Source organism: Verrucomicrobium sp. BvORR034, from assembly GCF_000739635.1.
GTDB lineage: Bacteria > Verrucomicrobiota > Verrucomicrobiia > Verrucomicrobiales > Verrucomicrobiaceae > Verrucomicrobium.
The window spans coordinates 36,524-61,813 of record NZ_BATQ01000117.1 but is presented as its reverse complement, the minus strand read 5'-3'; the positions used below and the strand labels follow the sequence as shown (position 1 = coordinate 61,813).

At 59.9% G+C, this 25,290-nt stretch carries 23 protein-coding genes; 6 read left to right on the top strand and 17 right to left on the bottom strand.

The features are described from left to right. Nucleotides 1–259: 259 nt before the first annotated feature. From BV034_RS19365 to BV034_RS19340, 6 genes are all read right to left on the bottom strand, one after another. Complete coding sequence (locus BV034_RS19365) at nt 260–967, bottom strand: DUF4384 domain-containing protein (protein ID WP_050028637.1); 708 nt, start codon at nt 965–967, stop codon at nt 260–262. Nucleotides 968–1,093: 126 nt separating this feature from the next. Then, on the bottom strand, nt 1,094–2,443 hold the full coding sequence (locus BV034_RS19360) for a hypothetical protein (protein WP_265593191.1): 1,350 nt from the start codon (nt 2,441–2,443) through the stop codon (nt 1,094–1,096). Between the two features lie 428 nt (nt 2,444–2,871). Beyond that, on the bottom strand, nt 2,872–4,275 hold the full coding sequence (locus tag BV034_RS19355; protein WP_050028635.1) for a histidine kinase dimerization/phospho-acceptor domain-containing protein: 1,404 nt from the start codon (nt 4,273–4,275) through the stop codon (nt 2,872–2,874). Then, complete coding sequence (locus BV034_RS19350; protein ID WP_050028634.1) at nt 4,272–4,949, bottom strand: response regulator transcription factor; 678 nt, start codon at nt 4,947–4,949, stop codon at nt 4,272–4,274. Before BV034_RS19350 ends, BV034_RS19355 begins: the two co-directional genes overlap by 4 nt. 19 nt (nt 4,950–4,968) lie before the next feature. Continuing rightward, complete coding sequence (locus BV034_RS19345; protein ID WP_050028633.1) at nt 4,969–5,457, bottom strand: hypothetical protein; 489 nt, start codon at nt 5,455–5,457, stop codon at nt 4,969–4,971. Nucleotides 5,458–5,571: 114 nt separating this feature from the next. Further along, nucleotides 5,572–6,282, bottom strand: coding sequence for a GNAT family protein (locus BV034_RS19340; protein WP_050028632.1), 711 nt, complete (start codon nt 6,280–6,282; stop codon nt 5,572–5,574). A 91-nt stretch (nt 6,283–6,373) separates the two neighbouring features. On the opposite strand from BV034_RS19340, the gene BV034_RS19335 reads away from it, so the two are divergent. The 3 genes from BV034_RS19335 to BV034_RS19325 all read left to right on the top strand — a co-directional run bounded on the left by BV034_RS19335 (nt 6,374) and on the right by BV034_RS19325 (nt 10,224). Beyond that, complete coding sequence (locus BV034_RS19335; RefSeq protein WP_050028631.1) at nt 6,374–7,849, top strand: sulfatase; 1,476 nt, start codon at nt 6,374–6,376, stop codon at nt 7,847–7,849. 47 nt (nt 7,850–7,896) lie between these two features. Further along, nucleotides 7,897–9,372: a sulfatase gene (locus BV034_RS19330; RefSeq protein WP_050028630.1), complete on the top strand. Its 1,476-nt coding sequence runs from the start codon at nt 7,897–7,899 to the stop codon at nt 9,370–9,372. A 138-nt stretch (nt 9,373–9,510) separates the two neighbouring features. Beyond that, nucleotides 9,511–10,224, top strand: coding sequence for a carbonic anhydrase (locus tag BV034_RS19325; RefSeq protein WP_050028629.1), 714 nt, complete (start codon nt 9,511–9,513; stop codon nt 10,222–10,224). Nucleotides 10,225–10,349: 125 nt separating this feature from the next. Here BV034_RS19325 and BV034_RS19320 read toward each other — a convergent pair whose 3' ends face one another. From BV034_RS19320 to BV034_RS19305, 3 genes are all read right to left on the bottom strand, one after another. Further along, a complete protein-coding gene (locus tag BV034_RS19320) occupies nt 10,350–10,802 on the bottom strand; it encodes a MarR family transcriptional regulator (RefSeq protein WP_009961459.1) in 453 nt (150 codons plus the stop codon). Nucleotides 10,803–11,408: 606 nt separating this feature from the next. Beyond that, nucleotides 11,409–12,257, bottom strand: coding sequence for an FAD:protein FMN transferase (locus BV034_RS19310; protein ID WP_050028627.1), 849 nt, complete (start codon nt 12,255–12,257; stop codon nt 11,409–11,411). Then, nucleotides 12,254–14,173: a flippase activity-associated protein Agl23 gene (locus BV034_RS19305; protein ID WP_050028626.1), complete on the bottom strand. Its 1,920-nt coding sequence runs from the start codon at nt 14,171–14,173 to the stop codon at nt 12,254–12,256. Before BV034_RS19305 ends, BV034_RS19310 begins: the two co-directional genes overlap by 4 nt. Nucleotides 14,174–14,272: 99 nt before the next feature. Between BV034_RS19305 and BV034_RS19300 the strand changes: the two genes are divergently transcribed. Both BV034_RS19300 and BV034_RS19295 read left to right on the top strand, forming a co-directional pair. Continuing rightward, nucleotides 14,273–14,965: a DUF1573 domain-containing protein gene (locus BV034_RS19300; protein WP_050028625.1), complete on the top strand. Its 693-nt coding sequence runs from the start codon at nt 14,273–14,275 to the stop codon at nt 14,963–14,965. A 13-nt stretch (nt 14,966–14,978) separates the two neighbouring features. Then, nucleotides 14,979–15,422, top strand: coding sequence for a rhodanese-like domain-containing protein (locus BV034_RS19295; protein ID WP_081887939.1), 444 nt, complete (start codon nt 14,979–14,981; stop codon nt 15,420–15,422). A gap of 11 nt (nt 15,423–15,433) precedes the next feature. Here BV034_RS19295 and BV034_RS19290 read toward each other — a convergent pair whose 3' ends face one another. Beyond that, entirely contained in the window at nt 15,434–15,811 is a 378-nt protein-coding gene (locus tag BV034_RS19290; RefSeq protein WP_050028623.1) for a VOC family protein, read from the bottom strand. 140 nt (nt 15,812–15,951) lie between these two features. On the opposite strand from BV034_RS19290, the gene BV034_RS19285 reads away from it, so the two are divergent. Next, a complete protein-coding gene (locus BV034_RS19285; protein ID WP_265593190.1) occupies nt 15,952–16,236 on the top strand; it encodes a hypothetical protein in 285 nt (94 codons plus the stop codon). A gap of 491 nt (nt 16,237–16,727) precedes the next feature. On the opposite strand, the gene BV034_RS19280 is transcribed toward BV034_RS19285, so the two are convergent. The 7 genes from BV034_RS19280 to kdsB all read right to left on the bottom strand — a co-directional run bounded on the left by BV034_RS19280 (nt 16,728) and on the right by kdsB (nt 25,197). Continuing rightward, complete coding sequence (locus BV034_RS19280; RefSeq protein WP_050028621.1) at nt 16,728–17,435, bottom strand: PEP-CTERM sorting domain-containing protein; 708 nt, start codon at nt 17,433–17,435, stop codon at nt 16,728–16,730. A 135-nt stretch (nt 17,436–17,570) separates the two neighbouring features. Then, nucleotides 17,571–21,449 (bottom strand): FtsK/SpoIIIE domain-containing protein, encoded by a 3,879-nt coding sequence (locus BV034_RS19275; RefSeq protein WP_265593189.1) that lies wholly within the window; start codon nt 21,447–21,449, stop codon nt 17,571–17,573. A gap of 4 nt (nt 21,450–21,453) precedes the next feature. After that, a complete protein-coding gene (locus BV034_RS19270; protein WP_009961474.1) occupies nt 21,454–21,666 on the bottom strand; it encodes a hypothetical protein in 213 nt (70 codons plus the stop codon). 73 nt (nt 21,667–21,739) lie between these two features. Continuing rightward, a complete protein-coding gene (locus BV034_RS19265; protein WP_050028619.1) occupies nt 21,740–22,276 on the bottom strand; it encodes a hypothetical protein in 537 nt (178 codons plus the stop codon). Between the two features lie 18 nt (nt 22,277–22,294). Further along, complete coding sequence (locus BV034_RS19260) at nt 22,295–22,567, bottom strand: WXG100 family type VII secretion target (RefSeq protein ID WP_050028618.1); 273 nt, start codon at nt 22,565–22,567, stop codon at nt 22,295–22,297. 244 nt (nt 22,568–22,811) lie between these two features. Beyond that, nucleotides 22,812–24,422 (bottom strand): CTP synthase, encoded by a 1,611-nt coding sequence (locus BV034_RS19255; protein ID WP_050028617.1) that lies wholly within the window; start codon nt 24,420–24,422, stop codon nt 22,812–22,814. A gap of 28 nt (nt 24,423–24,450) precedes the next feature. Then, nucleotides 24,451–25,197 (bottom strand): 3-deoxy-manno-octulosonate cytidylyltransferase, encoded by a 747-nt coding sequence (gene kdsB / locus BV034_RS19250; protein ID WP_050028684.1) that lies wholly within the window; start codon nt 25,195–25,197, stop codon nt 24,451–24,453. Nucleotides 25,198–25,290 lie beyond the last annotated feature (93 nt).

The following is a 25,290-nucleotide window of genomic DNA, read 5'->3' as shown; positions in this document are numbered from 1 at the left end:
TGGATAAAAACATCCGGGTGTGGCAGGTTCAATTAAGGGAATGAGATAAAAGCGGCTTCGCCGAGCCTGAGAACTGCCCCTCCGGGTTGCGGTCCTTTTGAGCCTGGACGGCGTTGCTCATCGGTTGTGAATCTCGATTTACGCCCTCTTCGCGCCTTGTCCAGACTCAAAATGCCTCGCAACACACCCAGCGTTTTTATCCAAACAGGTTCTAAGCAATGGTGAGCCGCGACGGAGCAACGTCTGCCGCTTGCCAGATTCACGGAGCAGGCTTCTCCACATGTTCCGGTGCGCGTGTGATATCATACTCACGCCACGCCACCTGATGTTTGTCTGTGGGAGGGAAACACTTGGAGCCGGGGGTGGTCGGTTTGGCACCTTCGGCTAGAATGCCAGCCTTAGTGAGGGCGTCGCGCTGATCCACGCCCCAGTCGAGCTTCAGATCCGCGATGGGTTGATGGGAGAGAATGGCAAAGACGATCTCACGGCTCTTGTTCACGCCTTCGGGGAGCGCCGTGTTGATGTCCCACATTTCCTCTGCGCGAAGCCCCGACTCCGGCGGAAGGTTGATGGTGCGGTCCTTGAACACCTTGCCGCTGGGCTGGGAGGGGTTGGGATAATAGAGGAGCACACCTCCGTCTGCATTGATGGCTCCCACATAGAGCCAGCCGCTCTCAGGTGTGCGGACGCTGACCTTCTGACGGTCGCCTGTCTGGTAAGAGGGCTGGTTGGTCGTAATCTGGAAGGGCCCTTCTGAGGCTCCTGCGGGATGGAGATTCGCGGTTTCGGCGGTCGTCGGGGCGGTGCTGGTCGATGGCACCCCAGACGCGGCGGCTTCAGCCGCAGGCGTGGCAGTTGCCTGGGTTGCTGGAGGAGTTGGTGATTCCTTTTTGCACCCAGCGGTCAAAGTGACAACGGCCACAGCACAGGCGATTCGGACGGCGGAGGAGAGGGAGGGACGGACCATGATCAAAGGTGGACGACAGCTTCTGTTCCGGAGGTGGGCGCATCGGCAGACTTGGCCCGACGCCTACTACTGGGACGGTCCCGGCAGGGCGTCAAGTTGTGCGTGGTTGGGCTGACGGTCGCGGCTTTAATTTCGACGTGACATTTGATTCACGGTGGTCTCCCGAGCTTCAATGAGCCGGGTGATGAAGAGACGGAAGTGGTCGTTCCAGATGTCGCCATGGCCATCGATGACTGACTTGTCTGCCTGGGCGACCATGAATGGACCGATGCTGCTGGCGTCGTCCACCACCCCTTGGGTCTGGAAAGGGGACATGAAGGCCCGGCCGTGTTCGCCTGCGGAGAGGGGCTTCATCCCGCCCAAGCTGGATTTGTCTTCCTGCTTGGGGATGGCCCGTAACATGGCACTGTCGCCCGATTTAACAAGGTCGTGGGTGGCAAAGGGGCGGTAGGCTCCCAAGGCCACGCGAAGCCGCTCTCCCTGCTCAATCCAACGAGTGCGTTGCGTGGAGCTGGTGAGATTACCCAGCGTTTGTCCGATGGGGAACAGGGTCTTGTTGGGGACGTCTGTTTTGGAGCCCACGACAATCATCCGCGGCAAGTAGATGTAGGGGACGCGGCGGGATTCGGCCAGATCCACGAGACGTTGGTCCCGACTGTAGCGGGCGATGGTGACATAACGCAGGGCTTCGAAGGCGGGGTTCACCAGTACCACCAGATCCCAGTTGCGATGCACCCAGGGGCGCTCCTTGCGCCGTTCGTGGTCGTACACCAACTCCATGAGATCATCCTCATAGGATCGCGAGACGGAGGAGAACACCGCCGCAGCTCCGAAACTGTGGCCCACAATGATGGCCCGGGAGTTCTTGTCTGCCGCACTGCGGGGCTCTGCTTCCTCGAACCGCCGGCGGATCAGGGAAATGCGTTTCAAGCTTTCTGCCATGGCGCGGTAGCCAATCTCCTCCGCCGTGCCTTTGCGATTCCAGAAGCTGAAGTAGTGGGGGATGTTGGCGAGGAAGCTGGCCCCTTTGACGTTCTCGATGCCCAGGGAGGTGGCGTTCTGGATGACGCGCCCGCGCCAGCTCAGGTAGATGGCGACGACAGGGCGCTTGAGGGCTCCGGGCTTGGTGTTCTCATCCTCCCACACTTCGTACGCGGCCTTGCGGAACTCCCGCAGGTTGTCATTCTTCTCCTGGGCGTTGTTGTTCCAGCCATGGGCAAAGGCCAGAAGGATGACCCCGTTGCGATAGCGGGCGCGGTTCTTTGCCAGATCAGCCTCCAGGGTCTCTTCCAGGAACTCGATCTGATTGCGTCCTCGTCCGGGCCGAATGCCTGAGTTGGACTCGACGTTGTCTGGCGTGGTCTCCCAGTAGCTGCCCTGGTCATCGCACTCGATGTGGGCGAGCTTGAAGGTGTCTCCATACACTTCGAAGACGCGGTGCTCGCGGCTGTCGGCTGGAACACTGACAGGGTCCAAGACGGAGTGGGGGCTGGGCAACGATTTTGGCGGCTGCCGCAGCTGTGTGGTGGAGTAGTCTGAGCGATATTGCTTGTGAGCAACACAGCTCGTGGCCGCGAGAAGCAGCGTTGCCCAGGCAAAACACAGTCCCATTCTCATTAGCACAGGTTATTGTGCGATGTGAGCATGTAAAGAAAAAATCTGACAGGGAACTTTGAACGCGCAAGGCAGTCTGACCGCCACAACTCCTTCGGAGTATAAACCTCAAACACCCATACCCAACGTAGACTCGCTGGAAGCTCGCCAACGTTGGGCTTGGAGCCGCATCCTCTTCGAGGAAGAGCTTCGACTGAGCATCTCCACTGTGCAGACTTCTGCTCAGTCCGCAGTTAATCCCCGAAGGGGATTTGTAGCACAGCCCAGTGGTTGGACGAGCCTTAAGCGAGTCAACCCTGGGTACCTTCAGTTCGCGACCACGGCACCCTGATGGTAAGGATTCCGCCAGGTTGCAACTCTGCTGTCGCCGCCGTGCCCAGCAGTTGGGCATAGATCGCCACCAGGGAGAGTCCGAGTCCTGAGTGACTGATGATTTCCTCTCCCTCGCCGTGCCGGGAATGCTTCTTCCAGAATCGCTCCATCAAATGGGGCAGATCCGCACTGGAGAGCCCAGGTGCAGGATTGGAAACCGCCAACTGCTCAGCGGAGGACTCCACGGTGATGGTCGCACCGGCGGGGGCGTGGGAGACGGCATTCTCCAGCAGGTTGTTGGCGATCGCCTCCCAAATCACCGGATCAGACCGCAGAGGGCCGGATCCCGGTTTCAATACAAGGCTGAGCCCGCGCAACTCCGCGGCAGCTCTGAAGCGCTCCACCGCTCCCTCGCCCAGCGCTGCCGGATCCAGGGATTCTAGGTGCACTGGCTGCCGACCTGCTTCAGCGCGGGAGAGCAGGGTGAGCTTTTGCAACAACTGCTCCAATCCCTTGAGCACCTTTTGAGCTTCTTCAAACTGCTCCGTGGTCCGTTCATCTGGCCACTCAGCCATGAGCTCGATGATGGCCCGCAGCTCTGCGAGAGGGGTGCGCAATTCATGAGCGGCGTGGCTGCTGAAGCGGCGCTCGCGTTCAATGGCCTCGCGGGCGCGGGAGAGCAGGTCATTGACCCGCCTTCCCACGGGGACCAGCTCGGCAGGGAGCGCGGTCGCGTCAATCGCACGCGCCGGTTCATCCACGGGTATTTCCTGAACCTCCTTGGCAAGGTCGGAAACGGGCTGCAGGCTTCTCCGCACCACACCGCGCAGTACGAGCAGTCCTACGAGCAATCCCACTGTGGCAGTACCAGCGACCACCATCCCAAGGGTATGCAGGGTCTGGCTTAGAGAGGCGCTGTCGCTGGCGACCCCCAGCTCCACCAGCGTAGCACCTTCGGGGTGATCGCGGGACTTCACGGGTACCACGAGCCAGAGCGCGCGCCCCGGGCGTCCGTCGGGCAGGTCGAGGAATCCAGATTGCGGCTTGCGCGTCAGCGGAGCAGATAGTGACGGAAGCCGATCCCGCCGCAAGGAGGGGGAGCGGGCCAGTAGCGCACCGTCTGGGGTGCGAAATTCGAAATAGTCGCCGCCCGCCGCGGAACCAAAGCCGGCAAACTCCTGGACCTCAAGGTCGGTCTCAAGTTTGCCCCGGTCCATTTCAGAAGTGGTGATCAGGGCATCCGCCTTCGCGGCCAGGATGCCATCGAAGTTTCTCAATAGCAGACGCTCTGCGGTGAAGTACACAAAGCAGCCGCCGGCAGGAAGGAGGAACCCTGCGGCCACGCAGAGTGCCAGAGTGAGTCGTGTGAGGAGTGAACTCATGAAACTGAGGGATCCAGCACGTAGCCAAGACCCCTACGAGTGTGGATGAGCTGGGGTGCGCCAGGCGGAGAGAGCTTTCTCCGCAGCGAATACACGGCTGCATCCACCGCATTGCTCAGAGGACTGTCCGTTTCATTGTAGAGCCGGGCTTCAATCTGCTCGCGACTGAAGATTTGCCCCGGATGTCTGGCCAGGCATTCCAGGAGGGCAAACTCCCGTGCGGTCAGCGTGATCGGATTGCCCAAGAGACTAACCGACCGGGCCGCGAAGTCTATCTCCAGCGGACCGATCTGGAGCCTGGAGTCAGGTTTGCCATGACGACGTCTGACGAGGGCCTCAAGGCGCGCTGCCAGCTCGACAATGGCAAAGGGTTTGATGAGATAATCATCCGCACCGGTGACGAGACCTCGAACCCGGTCGTCCACGCTGTCGAGCGCCGTCAGAAGAAGCACGGGCGTCTCCACCTGCTGCCTCCGCCAGGTGGCCAGGAGTTCCAGGCCAGACTGACCGGGCAGCATGATGTCCAGGATCACGGCATCATATTCGGCCAGCTCTGCCAGTTCTGCCCCCTCCTCAGCGGAAGAAGCTTCATCAACAGCATGGCCCAGGCGAGTGAGCGCCCGGGCCACGGTCTTGCGCAATCGGGTGGCGTCTTCAATGAAGAGCAGTCGCATTGGGCAAGGAGGATGAGGATCAGTCAGCTTTCTGGGTGAGGATGCTGCCGTCCGCGCTGAAGACCGCCTTGATGTCGCCGCCGTCCTTGTCCTGGCGGTCAATCTCCACACGGTACGTCACCTTGTCGCCTTCGGTTTCCTTTTCCACATCCTCGACACTGCCTGTGGTACTGGCCAGTTTCTTGGCGGCGTCCTGCACGGCGGCAGGGGCCTCGCTCAGGGCGATGTCGTCACGCACCTTGATCACGGTGCCGCTGGCGTTCAGGTAGAGCTTGCGTTCGCGCTTGGCGGTGGGGAGTTTGACCTCGGCCACGTACAGGTTTTGCCCCTGGATGCTGACGAGATCCACTTCATCCAAGGTGCCACCGGCGAGATTTTGATTGATCGCCTGCTGCACTGAAGCCGGGCATTCTGCCAGCGTGATATCCTTGGCGGAGAGCGCAGGGACGCAGCCGAGGGCGGCGAGAAGAGCGGCGGCAGGAACGAAGAGTAAGGATTTGGTTTTCATAGTCGGATGTTTTTATAGGGTTTGCTTGGAGTGTGGCTCCATCAGTGGTGACCACGCGACATCCTGCCATGCGAACATGACGCGAAGATGATGACACAGACATTTTCGATTTTGTCAGCGGGCCTGCGTGGCGCTCAGTGGCACTATTTCGGAAAGCGGACAGAGCTGTCGGCCTTGGGCGTCGAAGTTCTCTGGAGCCAGCCATTTCTCGAAGCGTTCCCGCAGGAGTGGCCACTCTCCATCAATGACAGAAAACCATGCCGTATCGCGATTTCGCCCTGTCACGACAATGGCCTGGCGGAAGATCCCCTCAAACTGGAAGCCCAGACGAAGCGCCGCTCGGCGGGAGGGGGCATTGAGGGAGTCGCATTTCCATTCGTACCGGCGATACCCGAGGTCGAAGGCATGACGCATCATCAAGTACATCGCCTCCGTGGCGGCGGTGGTACCCTGCAGGGCAGGACTGAAGTACAGGTGGCCCACCTCGATCACCCCGTTGGTGGGATCGATCCTCAAGTAGCTGGCCACTCCGACTGCGCGGCCTGTGTCGGTATCCACGAGGGCGAAGAACAGGGGATCTGTGCTCACGGCACGCTCGGCCACCCAGGCCGTGTACTCAGCCTCAGTCTGGAAGGGACCATAGTGCAGGTAGGTCCAGGAGTGTCCCATGGTGTCCGCTGAGGCCGCCGCAAACAGGTCCGCCGCATGAGCCACCGTCAGCGGCTCCAGGAGGCACCACCGGCCTTGCATGGGGGCGCGTTCAGGACGGGGTGGCGGGCACCAGTTGGGGAGGGGCGTGCCAGTGGGAGGTGCGGGAGTGATCATGAGCAGGGGAATTGAGGACCAGTTTTCCCGGCATGGCAATCTCTTGAGAGACGATGCTGTTCTCGACGTTTCACCGCGCCTCTCCTGACTTATGAAAAGACTCCTCGCTTCTGTTGCAGCACTGGTGCTGGGCTCGGTGACCGCGCCCTCTTCTGGCCTGCGTGCTGAAACTCCCACCCGCCCCAACATTATTTTCATCCTGGCCGATGATCTCGGGTACACCGATGTGGCCACCTTTGGCAGCAAGTACTACGAGACCCCCCATATCAACCAGATGGCGGCCCAAGGCGTGAAGTTTACGCAGGGATACTCCTGCGGGCCCAACTGCCAGCCCACTCGTGCCGCTCTGATGAGCGGGCAATACGGACCCCGGACCGGAGTTTACACCGTCGGAGGGATTGATCGATTTCCCTGGCAGACCCGCTCTCTGCGCCCGGTGGACAACGTCGTGAACCTGCCGCTTGAGAAGGTGACGCTGGCCCAGACGCTGAAGAATGCTGGATATGCGACGGCGATGTTTGGAAAGTGGCACCTGGGCAACGGTGAAGCCTACCATCCTTCCAAGCGGGGCTTCGACGAGGCCATTGTTTCCAATGGACGACACATCAACTTTGATACCAACCCGAAAGTGGACGTCCCCAAGGACGCCTATCTGGCGGACTTCCTCACCGACCGGGCGGTGGACTTCATCCAGCGGCACAAAGAAGGTCCGTTCTTCCTCTACCTCCCACACTATGGTGTGCATTCTCCCTATGAGGCCAAAGCGGACCTGATTGCCCGGTTCAAGGACAAACCCGCCGTGGGCGGACATCACAGCCCAGTCTATGCCGCCATGCTGGCCAGTGTGGATGAGAGTGTGGGCCGCATCTTGAAGCTGCTGGACGACCTGAAACTTTCCGAGAACACGCTGGTGGTCTTCTCCAGCGACAATGGCGGGGTGGGCGGCTATGAGCGTGAGGGGATCGAGGGCAAAGGCATCACCGACAACGCTCCGCTGAGGGGCGGCAAAGGGATGCTCTATGAAGGGGGCGTGCGGGTGCCCTACGTGTTCCAGTGGAAGGAGCACATCAAGGCCGGACAGGTCAACACCACGCCCATCAACTCTGTGGATCTCTATCCCACGCTGGTGGAACTGGCCGGGGCAAAGGCTCCTGCTGTGGCTGAGCAGCCTCTGGATGGCGTCAGCTATGTGAACGAGTTGATCCAACCTGGAGCAGCTCCTCGCGGTCGGGACGCGATCTTCTGGCACTTCCCTGGCTATCTGGGGGCAGGCGGAGACACCTGGCGCACCACCCCCGGCGGTTCAATCCGGCAGGGCGACTGGAAGTTGATCGAGTTCTTCGAAGACGGACGCCGCGAGCTCTACAATCTGCAACAGGACCCTGGTGAGAAGACCAATCTGGCGGCTCAAGAGCCGGACCGCGTGAAGGCACTGCACGAGCGCCTTGAAGCCTGGAGGAAGGATGTGAAAGCGCCCCTGCCCACGGCAAACACTCCGCAGACCGCCAAGGCCGCGGGCAAAAAAGGTGGAAAAAAGAAGGGCAAAGGCGATGCCGATGCCGACTGACGGACATTAATCAGACAGCATCCCTCATCCTACTCCAACTATCTGTCATGAAACAACTTCATGGATTGATCCACTACGCCGCCGCATTGGCGGGTGCGCTGTTCAGCTTTCACACGGCTACCCCTGCTAGTGCCGCACAAGGATCACCCAATGTTGTCGTGATCTTCGCGGATGATATGGGGTATGGTGACCTCGGCTGCTTCGGAGCCAAGGGGCAAGCGACGCCGAATCTGGATCGCATGGCAGCAGAGGGGGTGAAGTTTGAGAGGTTCTACGTTGCGCAGCCCGTCTGCTCCGCGTCTCGCATGGCGCTCATGACCGGGTGCTACCCCAACCGGGTGGGAATCAAAGGGGCGCTCGGACCGGGAGCCAAGGTGGGCATCAGCAAAGAGGAGACCACCTTGGCAGAACTGGTGAAGCAGAACGGCTATGCCACGGCGGCGTTTGGCAAGTGGCATCTGGGGGACGCTCCCCAGTTCCTGCCCGTCCATCATGGGTTCGATGAATATCTCGGCCTGCCGTACTCCAATGACATGTGGCCTTATCACCCCGAGTTGGTGAATCTGAATCCGGAACAGCGCAAGAAACGCCGAGGCTTCCCGGTGCTGCCCCTGGTGGACGGGGACCGGATCGTCCTGCCGGAAGTGACCGCAGTGGAGCAGCCCCGCCTGACCACCTGGTACACCCAGCGGGCTGTGAAGTTCATCAACGCGAACAAGGAAAAGCCATTCCTCCTGTACCTGGCCCACAGCATGCCGCATGTGCCGCTCTTTGTGAGTGACAAGTACCAGGGCAAATCCGCGAACGGCGTCTATGGCGACGTGATTGAGGAAATCGACTGGTCTGTGGGGGAGGTGCTGAAGGCGCTCAAGGAGAACGGGCTCGATGAAAAGACTCTGGTGATCTTTACCTCCGACAACGGTCCATGGCTCAGCTATGGCACGCATTCCGGCTCTGCGGGTCCGCTGAGGGAAGGCAAAGGCACCGTCTGGGAAGGTGGGGTGAGGGAGCCCTTTGTGGCGCGCTGGCCGGGTAAGATCCCGTCTGGCAAGGTTGTGACCGAGCCCGCCATGACCATCGACATCCTGCCCACCGTGGCGGCCCTGACGGGAAGCCAGCTGCCGGATCACAAGATCGACGGGCGCGACATCTGGCCGCTTCTCTCGGCCACGGACGGGGCGAAGAACCCGCATGAGGCCTACTACTTCTACTACAATGACAATGAACTGCAGGCCGTGATGAAGGGGCGCTGGAAGCTCTACCTGCCACACAGCTACCGCACACTGAACGGACGCCCCGGTGGAAAGGGCGGGGTTCCGGCCCTCTATGAACAGCGAAAGCTGGAGAAGCAGGAGCTCTACGATTTGGTGAGTGACATTGCCGAACGCACGGACGTGGCGGCTGCCAACCCCGAAGTGGTGGCGGAACTGGAGAAACTCGCAGAAGGCATGCGGGCAGATCTGGGTGATTCGCTCACCCAGCGCGCTCCCAGCGGCGCCCGGCTACCGGGAAAAGTGGAGTGAAGGGGCGGGCAGTTTGACAGAACTGTCACAAACTGCAGCGGATCAAAAAGAAGGGGGTAGATACATTAGACGATGGCGCAAAGGCTGCTGGCCAGCGCGTCGCCCCTGCTGTGTCTCCAAGTCCATTCTGAACCCAACATGAAAATCCATCGTGCTCTCTTTGCCGCCGCCTTGCTTGGCAGTGGCGCGTTTACAACCTCCACGATTGCTGCTGACCAAGCGCCTGCAAAGACTGACACCCATGCCCAGGCGGCTGATGAGGCGCAGCTCACACCTGCGCAGGCCTTGCAGCGCTTAAAGGACGGCAACAACCACTTCGTCGCCAACAAGCCGGAGCATCCCCACCTGACGCCCAAGTGGAGAACACAACTGGCGACCGGGCAGCATCCCTTCGCCATTGTGCTGGGCTGCGCGGATTCCCGCACCGCACCTGAGGTGGTCTTTGATCAGGGGTTGGGAGATTTGTTTGTGATCCGGGTCGCAGGCAATGTGCTGAGCGACGAAATCCTGGGGAGCATCGAGTACGCTGTCGAACACCTAGGCAGCCCACTGATCGTGGTGCTTGGCCATGAGCGTTGCGGGGCGGTGAAAGCCGCACGCGAGACGATTGCCGCCAAAAGCGAGGCCCCGGGGCATGTGCAGTCTCTGGTGAAGGCGATCGAGCCGGCAGTCGTGGCCACGGCCAATGCCGATGCGGAAACGACTGCCAAAGCGAACGTGATGAATGTCGTGAAGGCTCTGGAGAAGTCAGGGCCGTTCTTGAGCGACAAAGTGGCAGCGGGGAAGGTGACAGTGGTGGGAGCTCACTATGACCTGGACACGGGTGCGGTGGAGTTCCTGACCGCGAAGTAACCCTTTGGACGGTAGGTTTCGAGCTGCAATGCAGACACGAAAAAAGCGGAGCTGATGCTCCGCTTTTTTTACAGGGTTGTGGGTAACAACCCTTGTTCTAAAGTGTCTGTTTGCCAGACGGCTGACTATCGGGCCTGGGCGGCTTCAGCACCGCTGATGGTCCCAACGAAGGAACTCATGTCCGGGCTGTTGGAGACGCTCATGGCCTCGGCAACACGGTCCTGAAGGGCGCCGCGCAGTTTGCCTACGAGTTCCATGCCTTTTTGCGTGATGCGAACCAGCACCTTGCGGCGGTCGTCTGCAGCGTGCATGCGCTCCACGTAGCCGAGCTTTTCCAGACGATCTACAAGACCGGTGGCTGCAGCGGTGGAGTGGCCCATCTTGCGGGCGATGTCGGTCATGGTCAGTTCCTTGGATGTGCTGAGGTAGCTCATCAGGTAGAACTGGGCGAAGGATACATTGCCGCGGCTGAGATCCTTGGAGAGGTTCAGCAGGAATTCCCGCTGACTGAAGAGGATGAAGTCAGCGAGCTTGCCAGGATCGCTAAGGTTGGCTGCTTTGGATACGGGAGTTGCCATGAGTGATGAGGAATTAAAGGTTTGCAAAGCCTGAACGTCGTGGTGTTGAGATTACTATACCTTCTAAGTACATAGAATTACAAGATATTTTTCTAAAAACCACACTGGTAATTCCCCCTATTTGTTGAGGGCACACGCCATTTTATAGTCAATGGCTGCAAAATATCAAGCAAAAACGCGACCTTTTTCAAAAAATATACTGCAAACTCAATAATTTTCAAAATCCGGGCCTGAGAGTATGAAGTTTCAATATTGAGTGGAGCTTCCTTTTTCTGGGTTATCGCCAATTAAAAATTTGTCCCAGATGCCGAAAAATCAGGGCTTGGCGTGGAATCCCTCATCTTGAGAGTTTGATTGGATCCGCCTTTCAAAAATGAAATGAGCGAAGGGGAGGGCAGGAAGCCGAAAAAAGTGAAATTCTTTGGTTTCTTGATCTTCGATGCCTGTCACGAGGCGGGGACGGGCGGTCGGGCCGATTTTTGGGGTCCTGATCAAGGCACCGGGTCAGAAGGCGGCGGCAAGGGGGGCGATGGACCGCGAGACGACTCCCTATATATAGAGGAAGAGTGTGAGAAGCTCGATCGGCCCGGTTGCGATGTTGCCTCGCTATTCCCAAATGGCTTCCACTTCCTGGTGCCGGGCACAGAAGGCGGTGGTTTCCTGGCGGGTCATCACGGCAAAGGCTGTCGAGAGCGCATCCGAGAGCGCGGCGGTGGGGGCGCTCGCCCAGACACGTTCTTTCCGTACCGGCATGGGTTGGAACGTGCGTGGGTTCATGATGTGGTTCCCTTTGACTTGGAAACCGCTACCGCTCACGGCACGATCCGTGAGTCGGAGGGGGATCTTGTTTTCTCCGCCTACGCTGACGACCCAGCCCTGCTCTCCTGGCGGGGCCCCAATCGCGAGGATGCTGCTGTCACCCGCGTTGAGAAGCACATTCTGCACGCTCCAATCTTCCAGGACGGTCACCACCTGATCCAGGGCATACCCTTTGCCCACGGCTCCCAGGTCCAGAAGAGGATAGTCCACGTGGGAGGTGACGAAGCCGGTCTCATCGAGATCAAAGACGTGAATGCCTACGCGCTGCCGGGCGAACTCTACTTCTTCCGGGGAGGGCGTCCTGGGCGTGCCGTCGCTGTTGCGGAAGATCTTCATCAGCGGGCCCACCGTGATGTCGAAGGCCCCATTGGTCTCGGCGTGCACTGCTTTGGCGAGAGCGAGGCAGTCGGCTGCCGCCAATCCGACCGGAGCCCTCTCTCCCTTGCGGAGGTGGTTCACCCGCCAGATGTCGCTCATTGGGCGAAACCGGCTCAACTCGTCCTCCAACCGATCAATCTCCGCGAAGACCGCATCTGCTACGTTGCCAGCATAGGTCGCATCAACATCGTCCTGGGCGATGATGATTTCGAATTCAGTGGCCATCGCCTCATGGCGGGCGCGGTAGAGTGGCGTCATTGACGGGATCTTTTGGAGCGCTTGGGCTTGGGAGTGGCTTCGCCTTCCGGGGGAATCTCGGGCACGGGTTCCGCCTTCCGCACGGGGGCATCGCCCAGTGCTGGTTCGGCGGGCCGCGCCAGGGCAGGGGAGAGAGCCGCTGGTAGCGGCCCGGTGCGCCCGGCGGGAACGGGAAGGTGGCGAATTGAGGATTCCGGGGTGGCAGGTGCGGCGAGATCCGTGCTGCCTGTGGTGTCTCCGGGTGGAAGCACCGGCAGGGAGGCGGGAACCGGGGGGGCAGCGTCCTCTTCCACCGCCAATTCTGCCTTGTTCGGCGGGACCGCAGGCAGCTCAGGATTGAGATAGGCTTCCCAGAGGTACTTTTCCACGAGCAGAGACAGCATCACTCCCGGGCGTAGCCCGTAATCGCTGGAGATGTATTCACCCTGCAATTTGGTCAGGATCTCTTCGCCCCTCCCTTTGTCGGTGACGATGATGGGAGCTTCCAGTTTGGTTGGGATTTGATTTTGGTAGCCGACTTGCGTGAGATCACGCAGGTACCAGGGAAGGGGCCATCCATGTTCCGCCTGGATAATCTGGACAGGGGTGGATTTCCCAGCGGGGTGGCGGGCGGCCAGTTCGTGGATGCGCTTGGAGAGCGCCAGCAGGTTCGTAGTCGTATGGGAATAGACGTACGGGTTCCGGCTGTCAGCAGCATAGCGGGTGGTACCGGGAAAGGAGTAATCCGTCGCGAGGTTCGTCTGGCTGCACAGGTGGTAGATGCCCGTGGCGAACAGGATGATCAGCACCGTCTTGAACAAAGGTACCTGCACCGCACGGAAGAGCCGGCGCATGCCCAAGCCCGCCAGCAGGACGAAGGTGTACTGAACTGCCATCACCGACCAGGGAGTCTTGTAGGGAATGATGGAGTAGATCGCGAGCAGGACGAGCCCGTAGATTGAAAGGAACACCAGGAAGGCCCGGACGTTGTTGGCCCGCCGTTTGTCCAGCAGGGCGTCCATCATGCCAATCAGGGCCAGCACCGGAATGAGGGCTTCAGACCAGACAAAACCGTCCTTCCGCCAGGTCATGAGTTGCAGGTAGTAGTGCCACGGCTTCTCATGGCCGCTGCCGCCGGAGCGTCGCAGATAGCTGTCATAGGTGACAATGCTGTCGTGCACGCCCTGCCATTCCTTGAATCCATTGGAGAACATCCAGATGGAAGTCACTGCGCCGACCCCTGCCACGATGAGCCAGGCGAGCCAGTCGGGAATCGTAGGGCGGGCTCCCGCATAGGAAAGGCGGGCGTTCCGTGGCTCAAAGGAACCGATGCGGAGGGACACGAGCCCCCAAGCGGCCGCCATCGCCGCCAGGTTGAGGACAAAGGTCTCTTTCGTGGCATGCATGAACCCCAGGCAGAGCCCCGCCAGCAGCAGCCAAAGGAAGTTTCGCTTCTGAGACCATCGCCAGAGCGAGGCGATGAAGAGCCCCGTCTGGAAGACGAACGGCACCTCCATGATATAATAGCGGCTGTAGTAGTTCAGCATGGGCGAGACCGCCGCCAGCAATGCTGCGACGACCGCTCCCGTTCGGCCCAAGCCGTCGATCATCAGCAGGGGCAGAAGCACCAAGCCCAGGCCAAACACCGCCACCACCCAGCGGAGTTCCCCCTCATCCATGACGGTGGGATCCCATCCGCGCCACTTGCCGGTGAGATCTGCCGCGTGATGCAAAAACGGGCCGTGGTAGTCCTTCGGATCGTATTCAAAGGTGCGGCTCTGGGCGTACTCGTGCGTTTTCAGCGCCAGAATCGCCTCATCCGTATGCATGGGCTTCTTCGCCAGATCCGTGAATCTGTACAGAGATCCGAGCCCCAAGGCGAGGATGAGCAGAAGGATAAAGCTTTTCCAGTTCAGCGGAGCAGGTTCGCGCGCCATGGGGCGGCAAGGTTTAGACAGCATCTGTCACCCGTCAATGCAAGCGCACGGAAAACCGCGTGGACTGGGTGAATTCCTCGTGTCAGACTAAAGACATCCATGCGCTCTTCCCTCTACGCTTTTTTGCTGGCTGTCCTTGTCTCTGCCCGGTTGCAGGCCGGACTGGTGGTGGACAATGAACCCATCGAGCTCAAACCCCGGCCCGAGGACGACGAGGTCGAACAGACCTTCACGTTTAAGAACACGGGCAGCAAGCCTCTCACCATTGTGCGTCTGGAGAGCACCTGTTCCTGTCTGGAGGCGAGCCTGGACAAGCGCGTGTACGCTCCCGGAGAGAAGGGCCAAGGGAAGGCCAAGTTCAAGGTGAGCAGCTTTGTGGGCCGCCATGAAAAGTCACTGCGCTTGCATACAGATGACGACCAGGAACCTGAGAAGGTCGTGAACTTCGTGCTGGATGTACCTGAAGTGATCAGCATCGAACCCAAGCTTCTGGAGTGGACTGTGGGAGAGAAGCCACAGGCGAAGACTTTTGTGGTGAAGATGACCGGTACGGATCCGATGAGGATCACCAAGCTTTCGGCCACGCGGGAGAACGTCACCTTCGAGTCCAAGGAAGTGACCCCCGGGCGCGAGTACGTGATCACCATGAAACCTGCTTCAACCTCCGATGTCACCATCGGAGCGCTGAAGATTGAGACTGACAGCAAGATCCCCAAGTACAGCCGCCAGATGGCGTTCTTCAACATCGTGCGTCCGGAACTGGCGGAGAAGAAGAAGGCGGCGGGGAAGTAGTCGAGGACAGGGAATGAAGATATTCGTCCAAGCAGGGATGATCCTGGTACTGACACTGGTGGCGGCTGCTGTTACGCAACGTTGGCACCCTCGTGCCCCGGCGTGGTATGTCGCGGACGAGAGGCTGGCTGACGATGAGGTGACGCTGGCCCTCGTGCAGGAGAAATGGAAGGGAGAGGTCTTGTGGATCGATGCCCGGCCGAGGACCGACTATGAGGCAGGTCATGTTCCCGGGGCGGTCTTGCTCAACGAACAGGAAGCCGACAGCCTCATGTTTGATCTCTTTGAGAAGCTGCAGGACAACACCAAACCGATTGTGGTTTACTGTAGTGGCGAGGCTTGTCAGGCCAGCCGCAAGATCCGCCAATACTTGAAGGATCGTGTGGGCGCGCAGGAGATCTATGTGTTGCGCGGCGGGTGGAAAGATGCCCAGTCGTTGGGCTCTGCTCAGAAGTAGGTCAGAGGTGCTTAGCTCGGCAGCCGGTGGCAGATCTCAAGGCGGTTGCCGCACGGATCCTCGAAGAAAATCGCGTAGTAGTGCGGTGCCTCATGGTCGGGACCTTCTACAGCAAGAGCCCCGGCAGCCACGGCGATCGCTCCGAGCCGGTCCACCTCTGAAGGCGACTCCGCCCAGAAGGCAATGCGGTTTTCGTTGGCCTGGTGTTGCGCAGATTCAGTGACGCCAAAGAACTCGGTCACTGGTCCCTCTGAAGCTTCAAACTGGAGCCAGTCTTCAATCTTCGCGTCCCGGGTGAACCCAAGGGCTGGCAGGAGCGCTTCGTAAAAAGGCTGCACTTTGGCCAGACTGGATACGCGAAGGTCAACGTGATCGAAGCGACGTGGCATGAGACGGAGGGCGGAGGGGAATTGAGCGATTGGTGGGCTCCAGTGTCGAATCTGCTGCCATGGAGACAAACACTCAACGCGTTCGGCTTTGCCGGTGGATGCTTGTTGTCGCAGGTTTGGGCGTGAGTTTGTTCCTTCCTATGGCGCTGCTTCTGTTCTTTGTGCCGCTGCGACAGGTGCTTTGGGGTTTTGACGATCAGCCTATCGGGGACGTGCTCTTTTGGCTGGTGGTCGGCATCGTGGCGGCGATTGCGCTTTTCATTCTGACTTGTTTGTGGTCGCGGGATGACCAGAGACGGACCGCTCGAAATCTCCTGGTGGCTGTGGCGGTTTTTGAACTGATGGCCCGGCCGTGCGGTGTGCTCATGACGCACTACGTCGAGCGGGTGAATGTTCGCGGGATTCTGAATTCGGGTCCGGAGTGATGGTTGAGGGGCAATGAGTTTGGGGGGGAGATGTATATGGTGCGTAGTGAGGTCCGTGGCGATCGGTAAGCCCTGCTTGGCTTTTGTCGTAGTGGGCCATCACAAGCTCCGCCATAGCGGCGGTTCCCGCGCGCACTCCCAAAAGCGCTGCGCGCTTAGGTGGTGGAGACGTTCTGGTGATGGTACGCAGCGCCTCCGATGTCGGAAGCCGGATTCTCGTCCAAGGCGAATGCGCACCCATCACCTGGTTGCGAAGCAGCTGTGGAGTGCGTGCAGGAACCGCCGCTTTGGTGGATCGACGAAGCTTCCTCGAACCCGGGCGAGGGCAGCAGGGCGGGGATATCTCCTGGGTCGCGCGCCTCCTGACCGCATCGATGCGGGACTCCAACCCTGCTGGCGGAACAGAGGGGGGAGGTCAAAGGCCAAGCATTGAGTGACGCGAGTGAATCAGGCAAGCGGAAGCGGCGCTTCACAGCGACTCCGTCCCCAAGCTACCGCCGCGGACGCTGACGCCGCATGATCGCTGCAATGCCCGTGAGGAACAGCAGGAGGCTGCCGGGTTCTGGAACAGGGGCGACGGCCAGGTTGATTTTGGTGAGAGAGGCGCTTTGGCCGAGAGCTCCGACCAGGGTGCCGCCTGCGATCTGGACGTTGACGGGTTGGACATTGTCCACGTCACCCGTTGTAAAACTGAAGACAAAGGACTCCGTGGCAGTTTGGTCCAAGAGTCCAAGCAGGGTGCTGGTCGGCGTCTGGTAGACGACACCTCCATTCACCAGAATATTGACGTTCAGTGCGCTGAGGATGGCGACCGTAGACGATGAGTTGCCGCTGATGGTGAGATTATAGGTGGTGTTATCCAGCAGGGTGATTCCCGTAAAGGCCTTGGTGGCTGAGAAGCTTCCTGCGACCCCCGCCAACCCGCTCTGGGCAATCTGGAACAGTCCTCCGGAGTCATTTGCAATCCCCGGGTTCAGCGTCAGCGTCTGGCTGGACGCGACTCCGACGAAGGTGTTGGAGGCAGTCCATCCAGCGCCAAGATTGGCACTGTTGGTGGTGCCCACCGTGGCGACAAGGGCTGTTTGCGTGACCGTCTCCGCAGGAGTCCGGTCCAACGCGTTCGCAATGAGCACCTGAGCCGATGCTGTGGAAGCACCGATCCAGAGCCCTGCCGCCAGGATGATTAGCAGGGTTTTCATGAGTCGCCATAAAGATAAGAAAAAGTAATGCTAAAGGCAACATCTATTTATTAGCAGCGCTACTGCACAATGAAAAACCCGTCTCCAGAAGGGGTCCGGAAACGGGTCTAATGCGCCGTCAGGCTTTGGGAAGGGTCACCTTAACTTCTGTCCTGCCTCCTCAATCCAACCCGCATCGGGCATCGCGTAGGGACGGAAGGTTTCCAGGGTGCCTTCGTGCTCGTTGTAGAACAGAGCCCGGTGCAGCCCCAGATTGCTGGCCTTGGGCGAGTCAATCAGGCTCGCGGAATCGTTGGCGCTCATTTGGAAGACCACCCGCATCTCAAACTCGCTCAGCGCCTTCCGGCTCAGGGACCGGTTGACGTTGTTAAATGTATCCACCGTCGTGAGGACGTGCATCCCGAGCGAGCTGCCCTCGGTGATGAGATCCACGAACTGACTGCCCGGATTGCCTCCGCCCTCGTCGTCGCTGCTCATGGAGAAGCTGAAGTCATCCTCCTGACGCAGTTTCTTGTACTTGTGCAGGCCGTGAATGAGCAGAAAGACCGCAGGGGCACGGGTGGCTTCGACTTCACCGCTGCTGCGAGCCTTCATCTCGGTGGACAGTTCCGACATGATCGTGCCGATGTCCTGCCCGCGTGAGACAGTGATTTCGTGGGGCACCGTTGCGATGACCCGCTCGATGAAGTCTGAATCCGTCGTGCCTGGGGTGCACCCGTGGAGCACCACAAACCTGGCTCCCCCCACGGGATACTGGGCGGCCAAGGAAAGCAATGAGGTGCCCAACAAGGTGAGGGCGGCTTCGTCCCTCTGCCCGACAATGAGCAGGTGGTTGCCGCTTTGGCGGTGGAAGGCGGCTTCCGTAGGTCCCTTGATGGAATTCGGCGCTCCCAGCCAGGCTTTGCCAGCCAGGGGCTGATTGGCCGGCTTGGTGTCGAGGGCAAAGCGGAGCAGTTGGTTCTCGCGAAGATCGGCGGGGGCGTTGCCTTCGAAGACAATGGGGGAGGTGTATTCGTGACCGCGCTCTACGGCCAGATCGTGGACCTTGTCCAGCCACTCGTCGCGTTCGTCATCTCCCAGCCAGACCACCTGGAACGGACTGTTCCCTTCAATCGCGCCAGCGGCATCATTGTAGATGCCCTCGCCCGGACGGGTGAGGAGACGCGGTGCGGCGTTGTTCTCATCCATGATGAGATAGGCATCTGCTTCATTGCACTGGAGGGCCACACGAATGACCATCTGGCCCAGAGTGGCGCGAGCCAGCGAGTAGGCGCCGCCCAGTGTCTGTGAACCCAGCAGTACATGAATGCCAAAGGCTCGGCCTTGGCGGACGATACGGTCAAAGAGCAGAGAGGCCGTCTGGGCGATGGTGTCATCGTCCACGAAGAACTCTTGGAACTCGTCAATGAGCAGCAGGGATCGCGGCATGGGCTCAGTGCCACCGGCGCGCTTATAGCCGGCGACGTCCTGTACCCCGAGCTTGCGGAACATGTCTCCACGACGTTTCAATTCTCCATCCACGCGCTGAAGCACGCTTAGAGCGAAGTCGCGATCACTCTCAATGGCGACCACCTTCGCGTGGGGCAGTTTTTTCGAGGCATAGCATTTGAACTCGACCCCTTTCTTGAAGTCGATGAGATAGAACTCCACTTCCTCCGGACTGCAGGTGAGCGCGAGGTTGGTGATGATGACGTGGAAGAGCGTCGATTTCCCTGAACCCGTCTTGCCGGCGAAGAGGGCGTGTTGCCGGGTGCCTTTGCCGATGGCCAGGTACTGGAGTTTGGTGGCCCCGGTGCGACCGATGGCAATGCGCAGTTCGTTGGTGGTTTCGCCCGCCCAGAGGTCTCCTGGTGGCGGGGCAATCTGGGAAAAGGGCACCTGGACGATGTTGGAGTCGATGCTGCTTTTCCCGATCCGGTGCACGAGTTGCACGGCGAGGTCCGGATTGGGCGGAGCGTCGAAGACCAGAGTGGCCCCAGACTTCTTCACCACATCATTGGCCAGGACAAAGCCGTTCCGTTCCTTGCGCATGCAGATGCTGTTCTGACGCAGTTCATCTGGCGTGAAGCCATCGGGCAGGGGGTGGCGCTGATCCCAATGAATGAGAGTGTAGATGCCACAGCGAGGGCCGCTGGTGGCGATGCTCTGAAGGCGCTTGGCTGCGGTCTCGCTGAAGTTCACCGGGAAGTCGGCGATGACGAGGAAGTGATACTTCTCCGCCACGCTTCCCGCTTGCTCATTGTACTCCGTGATGGAGGCATACTCATTCCGAAGGTACATCTGGATGACCTTCTCAATGTGCTCGCTCAACTCAGCGAGACGCTCCTCGATCTGGTCGCGTTGCGTCCAGATGCGGCGATTGATGAGCGTTTCCTCGTAGTCGGAAAGGTGCATGAGGCCGGCGAAACTCTGGCCCAGTCCCACCGGGTCAATGATTGTGAAGCTGAGCTTGCCGGGAGGGGTGGTGGCCAGGAGGCGGAGGATGATGTTGTTCAGCGCATCAATGGCGGTGGTGCCACCGGGTTCATTGGTCTCGAACAACAGAGAGCCCTGATAGGGGAAGGAGAGCGAAAGCGGGATGGAGAGCTTCGATGGTCCGGGGAGGGCCAATCGTGGATCCTTGGGCAGAGTGGCGGTTGGGCGGGCCAGATCCACTTCAAGCTGGGCGAAGCGTGTGGCGGGGGTGAAGTCAGTCGGGGGCTTCCAGCCCTCTGCATAGCCCGGGTGCCATTGGGGGAACCTCGCGGCGGTGGCCGAGTTCATCTGGCTGATGGCATCATAGATCGGGGTGATCTCGCTCTTCCATTCGGTCTCGATTTGATGCCAGCGTGCGCTCTCGCCGGACTCCAGCGAGGCAACATCGGCCTGCTGGGCAGCGCGCAACTGGGAGATGGCGGCGGAGTCCGTATTCGTGACGGATTCGATCCTGTGGGATTGGTCGGCTTCCACGCGTGCCAGGCGGCTGGCCAGGGTGTGGTCAATCTTTGCCAGCAAGCGCGGGTATTGTGCCGCGAGTTTGGCCTTGGTGCGTTCCTCGAACTCCTGGGCGACATCGTCGGCGCGGAGCTTCTGTTCCTCGATCGCCGCCACTTCACGGTCAAACGCGTCTTGCAGGGCTCCGCGTCCCTGCTGGGTATGAGAGTCCACGGTGGCCCGGCAGCTGTCCTGGAGGAAGCGGGCTTCCTTGATGGATGCGGCGAGTTCCTTTGCCACTGGTTTCACCTTGGACATGCCGATGAGGTAAATGATCCAGACGGAGACGAAGGCCACGGCGCATCCGGTGGCGACGACGCTGTAGTCCTTCGGATGGAGCCCCATCCCATACAAGGCGCCCAGGCCGATCAAAATGATGCCGAGGGCAAAGAAGGTGAGCGGGACCTTTGCAAACAGCCGGGGGAGGGGGAACTGCTTGAACTCTTCCAGCTGCTTCTCCCCGGCGGCCAGATGGGCCTGCAGGTTGTTGAGCCATTCTGCCTCCTCACCCGCAGGCACGGGGCCCGGAAGAGGGGCCTTGCGACGCACCCGGATCATGCTGATGAACGAACTGGAGCCTGCGAAGGCATCCCGCGTGCGGTGCAACAGATCGGTGAACTGGGACTGATAGGTGGCCAGGCGACGGGTGAACTCCGGATTGACCACGCCGGAGGCTTCCAACTGACGTTCCAGGCGGAAGCGACGCATTTGCAGTTCGCCCAGCCAGCTCTCCCGCACTTCACGCACGCGGCGAGGCAGATGCCGGGTGAGCACCAGGTGGGAACGTTCCACACGGGCGCGCCGACGTTCATAGACGCGTTTGAGCCGCGCTGATTCTGCCTCCAGATGGGCTTGGGCCTCGGAAACTTCGCGGTCGAGCCGGCTCTGGGCCTGATCAATGGTGACCTGATGTTTTTGCGTGACGGTATTGCGCTGGGTGCGCAGTTCCTTTTGCAGCAGATCCTCGCGCTTGGCGAAGTCTGCCACTTTACTTTCCAGTGCGCCGAGCAACTCGACACTCCGGCTGGCTCTGAGATCCAACCCGTTACTCACAGTCGTTTTTCACCTTTCTAAGCAAATTGTCCATCTCCTCCATGACGTTCCGCGCATGGGTCACCAAATGCGGAAGTTTTTCGAGGTAGTGTTCTTGAAATTCGAGGGCCTTTTGGTCCCGCCAACTGGACCGCGTTTGCTGCCATTCCACCGTTAGTTCACGGAGGGCTTGGGCGAGATTGGAGGCGCTGACGCGAGTGCTCATGCGATAGGAAATAGAAGCGGCTGAAAAGAATCGAAAACGCCGTGGCGAACGAGGAGTCTTAAGGGACAAAACCTCAGGAAGGTTGTTCAGATTCCGCCGCACTCGGCAAGGCGGTGCTTGGCCCGGAGGGCGCGGGGCCTCCCATCTGATGGTAGGACTCCAGAATCTTCTGAACTTGGTCCAAGTAGGCGACGGCTTTGGGCAGGTCGTGATCTACATAGTCCCGCAGCATTTCCATCTTCCGAACATGGGGATCAAAGGTGCTGTCGAAGTTCCGGTTCCACGCTTTGACCCGCTCCAGTTTCTGCTCCGCCTCGGCGACGGCTGCCTTGGCCTTCCGCACAGCGGCCTGTTGTTGGGAAGGGGAGTCCACGAACTCGGACATCCGGGCGGTCATCAGTTCTCCCTCCGCCTGCTCCAGCATGCGCCGTCGCCGACGAATCTGCCCCTCCCAATGAGTGCGCTGTTCCGTTTGCACCCAGGCGCGGGCACGGCGGACTTCGTCCCCTGACTGGTCAAGTGAGCGCCGGGCCTTCGTGATGAAAATGACGAGGTGCGCCCGGAAGCTCTGGAGGGCGTCGAGTGAGGTGATTTTTGCCTGATCAGCCATGATATGCCGGAAAGCAGCTTAACGTTGATCGAGGTATTGTTCGATGCGTTGCGCCTTTCGCAGGAGAAATGGGGTGTGCTTCTCAGAGATCTCCACGAATTTTCTGAGGGCTTTCATGGTGGTGATGAACTCCTCGGCAAACTTCTCATGCTCCTGATCCTGCCAGGTGCCGCTCAGCGCCGTGAAACGGGCATTCAAAGCCGAGGCCTTGGTCTGCACGTCGTCGTTGAAGCGCTTCAGCTCCTTGGCGAAGCGCCGCACCTCCTCTGGATCCATGATTGCCTGTGCCATATGTATGAAAGTACGTCTGTGACTCGTCGCGGACCTTGATTAGAACCGTCGCAATTTGCCTTTGGTTGTACCATTTATGCATATTCGAGGGAGAAGGGGCGAGGCAAAAATCCCAGCCCGTTCGGAAAAGCGCCTTGCTCGGGAAAGCGTGGTCGCCTCGCCTTCATTCCAAAAAATAAACCCTCCTGCCGACGGGCGGACAGGAGGGTAGATAATTCCGGGATCAATCGGGCGAGATCAGGCCTCAGTCGATGGGGGCGTGATGATGAAGTGCCGCCCGCACGAAGCCGTAGAAAATCGGGTGCGGATGGTTTGGTTTGGAGAGCAGCTCCGGGTGGAACTGGCAGGCCATGAAGAAGGGGTGGTCCTTGAGTTCGATGATCTCCGCCAGGGTGCCGTCCGGAGACATGCCGCTGATGATGAAGCCCTTGGACTCCATCTCCTCTTTGTAAATGGAGTTGTACTCGTACCGATGACGGTGGCGCTCTGTGATCGTCGCGCTGTGGTACAGGTCGTAGGCCCTGGTGTTTGGTGCCAGATCCGTGACCCAGGCCCCCAGTCGCATCGAGCCGCCCTTCTGGGTGACGTGCTGTTGTTCCTCCAGCAGGTTCACCACCGGGTGGGTGGTGGTCTTGTTGAACTCGGTGCTGTTCGCGTCCGTCCAGCCGCAGACGTTGCGGGCGAACTCGATGACGGCGATCTGCATGCCGAGACAGATGCCAAAGTAGGGGATTCCGGACTCACGAGCGTACTTGCACGCGGTGATTTTGCCTTCGGTTCCCCGGTCGCCAAATCCGCCCGGGACCAAGATTCCCTGCATGCCTGCGAGGTGCATCTCGGGGCCGCCTTTCTCGATGTCTTCAGCATCCACCCGCACCACCTCGACCTTGGCGTCATTGCCGGCACCCGCGTGCACGATGGCTTCATAGATGCTCTTGTAGGCATCCTGCAGTTCGATGTACTTGCCCACCACGGCGATCCGCACGTGATGCGTGGGATAGATGACGCGGTTCACGAACTTGCGCCAGCGGGCGAGGTCGGGCTGCTTGGTCTCGATGTGAAGCAGTTTGCAGACGAGGTCGTCGAGCTTTTCCTCGTGCAGCTTGAGCGGTACCTCGTAGATGGAGTTCTTGACGTCAGCGGCCTCTATGACGGCCTCGGGTTCGACGTTGCAGAAGAGTGAAATCTTGTCCTTCACGTCCTGATCCAGGCGCATCTCAGTGCGGCAGAGGACAATACCGGGGCTGATACCGATCTCGCGCAGCTTGGCGATGCTCTGCTGAGTGGGCTTGGTCTTGAGCTCTCCGGCGGCGCGGATGTAGATGATCAGCGTCGTGTGAATGTAGAGGACGTTCTCCGGGCCGACTTCCTGGCCGAACTGGCGGATGGCCTCCAGGAAGGGCAGGCCCTCGATGTCCCCCACGGTGCCGCCGATCTCCGTGATGATCACGTCGGCGGTCATTTCACGGGCGACTTTGCGGATGCGCTCCTTGATCTCGTTGGTCACATGCGGAATGACCTGCACGGTGCTGCCCAGATAGGCACCGCTGCGTTCCTTGGCGAGGACGTTCGTGTACACCTGACCGCTCGTCAGGTTATTGAGGCGGGAGAGATTGGTGCTGGTAAAGCGCTCGTAGTGGCCCAGGTCGAGGTCGGTTTCGGCCCCGTCATCCAGCACGTACACTTCGCCGTGCTCGTACGGGTTCATGGTGCCGGGATCCACGTTCAGGTACGGGTCGAACTTTTGCAGGATCACTTTCAATCCACGGTGCTCCAGCAGGGTGCCGAGCGAGGCGGCGGCCAGGCCTTTGCCTAGCGAACTGACGACGCCACCGGTGACGAAGATGTATTTCATTGAGGAGATTGTGTGTGGGATGTGGGTGTTAAGAGGACTGTAAAGCTTTCTCGATGGCGATGGCCTGCTCAGGAGTATCTACGCCGGGGGAGGTCTCGTGGGTGAGCACGACGCGGATGGTGGCTCCGTTCTCCAGAGCGCGGAGTTGCTCGAGGGATTCGGTGCGCTCCAGCAACGATGGCGGCCAGTTCACAAACTGGAAGACGAAGTCGCGCTGGAAGCCGTAGATGCCCAGATGGCGGTAATAGACAATGCCGGAGTCCGGATTCCGCGGGTACGGAATGAGCGAGCGTGAGAAATAGAGAGCGTCACGCCGGGCGTTAAGCACCACCTTCACCACATTGGCGTCTTGAAGCAGCGCCGGATCCTCGATGGGGGCGGCTGCGGTGATCATTGGGACAGCTGGCTCCTGCACCAGAGTCTGGGCCAGCTCGTCGATCAGGGCGGGGGAGATCAAGGGCTCGTCACCCTGCACATTGATCACCACTTGATGGTTCGGGAAAGATGCCGCCGTCTCGGCCACGCGGTCGGTACCGCTGGGGTGGTCGGGGTCCGTCATCACCACCAGCGCATTGAAGCGGCGGGCGGCATCGGCGATCCGCACATCGTCGGTCGCGATCACAACACGATCCACCTGTCGGCACTGGAGACAGCGCTCCCAGACGTGCTGGACGAGCGGCTTTCCGGCGATGAGGTGCAACGGCTTGCCAGGGAACCGGGTGGACCCCCAGCGCGCAGGAATGACAACGAGGACTTGCGGACGTGATGAGGACAAAGCAGGCGGCGCGGTTTCATGTTCATGGCGCGAAAGGATTGCAGAAGCAAACATTTTCCGCACCTTCCGCCCCCGCCAATTGAGGGTGGACGG